Origin of the sequence: Phenylobacterium sp. (genome assembly GCF_036963605.1) — a bacterium.
GTDB lineage: Bacteria > Pseudomonadota > Alphaproteobacteria > Caulobacterales > Caulobacteraceae > Phenylobacterium.
Genome location: NZ_JBALUY010000141.1, coordinates 1 through 1990, shown reverse-complemented (window position 1 = coordinate 1990; position 1990 = coordinate 1). Strand labels below are relative to the sequence as shown.

At 68.1% G+C, this 1990-nt stretch carries 2 protein-coding genes; both read left to right on the top strand.

The features are described 5' to 3' along the window. Entirely contained in the window at positions 1 to 1365 is a 1365-nt protein-coding gene (locus V7702_RS16735) for an MFS transporter (protein ID WP_442958430.1), read from the top strand. Next, a partial coding sequence (gene mazG / locus V7702_RS16730) for a nucleoside triphosphate pyrophosphohydrolase (RefSeq protein ID WP_335651208.1) occupies positions 1340 to 1990 on the top strand: 651 nt, incomplete at its 3' end. The genes V7702_RS16735 and mazG, both read left to right, overlap by 26 nt.

Here is a 1990-nt window from a genome sequence, read left to right as displayed (position 1 = left end):
CTGGCCGCCCCCTGCCTCCCCCTCGCCGGGCTCGGCCTGCCCCTGGTGGTCTATCTTCCGGAATTCTACGCCAATGAGCTGGGCCTGAGCCTCTCGGCCGTCGGTGCGGCCTTCATGGGGGTGCGGCTGCTCGACATCGCCTTTGACCCGTTCATCGGCGGGATCATGGACAAGACCCGGACCCGGTTCGGCCGCTTCCGGCTGTGGTTCGGGGTCGGCATCCCGATCCTGATGCTGGCGGCCTACATGCTGTTCATGGCCAGGCCCGGCGTCAGCGCCGGCTATCTGTGGCTCTGGCTGCTGGTCATCTATGGCGGCTTCTCCATCGCCACCCTGGCTCACCTGTCCTGGGGCTCGGTCCTGTCGCCCGGCTATGACGAGCGATCGCGGATCTATTCGTGGTGGCAGGGGGGCAATGTGGTGGGGATGATCCTGGTCCTCACCCTGCCCCCGCTGCTCGGTCTGCTGGGCGTGCCTGGACACGCCCTGGGGGTCGAGGCCATGGGCTGGTTCATCATCCTACTATTGCCGCTGACCGGGCTGCTGGCGCTCTGGAAGGTGCCGGAACCCTTCATCGTGCGGCCCCAGCAGCGCTCTGGCCTGCGGGAGTATCTGGGACTCTTCAAGCGCAACAGCGTTCGCCGCCTGCTGGCCGCCGACCTCGCCATCGGCACCGGGCCAGCCATCACCGGCGCCCTGTTCTTCTTCTATTTCGAGCGTATCAAGGCCTTCGACAAGGCCGAGGCCGGCGGCCTGCTGCTGATCTACTTCATCGGCGGCCTGGTGGGCGGCCCCCTCTGGACGCGGCTGTCCTACAAGCTCGGCAAGCACCGGGCCCTGGCGGTCTCGACCGTGTTCTACGCCATCGTCACCGCGGGCGCCCTGATCATCCCCCCGGGCGCCTGGATGATCGCGGCGGGCCTGATGTTCCTGATCGGCCTGCCCTTCTCGGCCGGCCCCTTCCTGTTGCGGGCGATGATGGCCGATGTGGGCGACGAGGAACGCTTGGACTCCGGCGCCGACCGCACGGGGCTGCTCTATGCCCTGCTCAGCGGCACGGTGAAGATCGGCTCGGCCGCCGCCATTGGCATCACCTATGTGGGTCTGGACCTTGTCGGCTTCGACGCCCGGGCGGATGGCTCCACATCCGGCTTGCTGGGGCTGCAGGTGATGTTCCTGGCCGCGCCGGCGGCCCTGTCCCTGCTGGCGGGCTGGATCATCATCAACTACCCCCTCAACGCCGAACGCCACGCCGAAATTCGCAACGCACTGGAGGCCCGCGACCTCGCCGAGGCCGCCCCGGAATTCGCCGCCGAGCCCAAGACCGCCGAGGAGATTCATGCCGCCGTCCGCCCCGCCCAGTGACCTGCCGCCCCTGGAACGCCTGCTGGCCATCATGGCTCGGCTACGCGATCCGCAGGGCGGCTGCCCCTGGGACCTGGCGCAGAGCTTCGCCACCATCGCCCCCTATACGGTGGAAGAGGCCTATGAGGTGGCCGACGCCATCGAACGGAACGACCTTGGCGATCTGAAGGAAGAACTCGGCGACCTGTTGCTGCAGGTAGTGTTCCACGCCCGTATCGCTGAAGAGCAGGGCGCCTTCGCCTTCGAGGACGTGGCCCGTGCGATCAACGACAAGATGATCCGCCGCCACCCCCATGTCTTCGGCGAAGAGACCTACGCCACCGGCGAGGCCCAGACGGCGGCCTGGGAGGCGATGAAGGCGCAGGAGCGGGCCAGCAAGGGCCGAGACCGCAGCCTGCTGGACGATGTGCCGGCGGGCCTGCCGGCCATGACCCGGGCGGTGAAACTGACCAAGCGCGCCGCGCGGGTGGGCTTCGACTGGCCGGAGGTGTCCTTCGTGCTGGAGAAGCTGCGCGAGGAGATCGGCGAGATGGAGGCCGAGATCGAGGCCGGCGACAAGGACGCTCTGCGCGGCGAGATCGGCGACGTGTTGTTCGTCATGGCCAACCTGGCCCGCAAGCTGGAC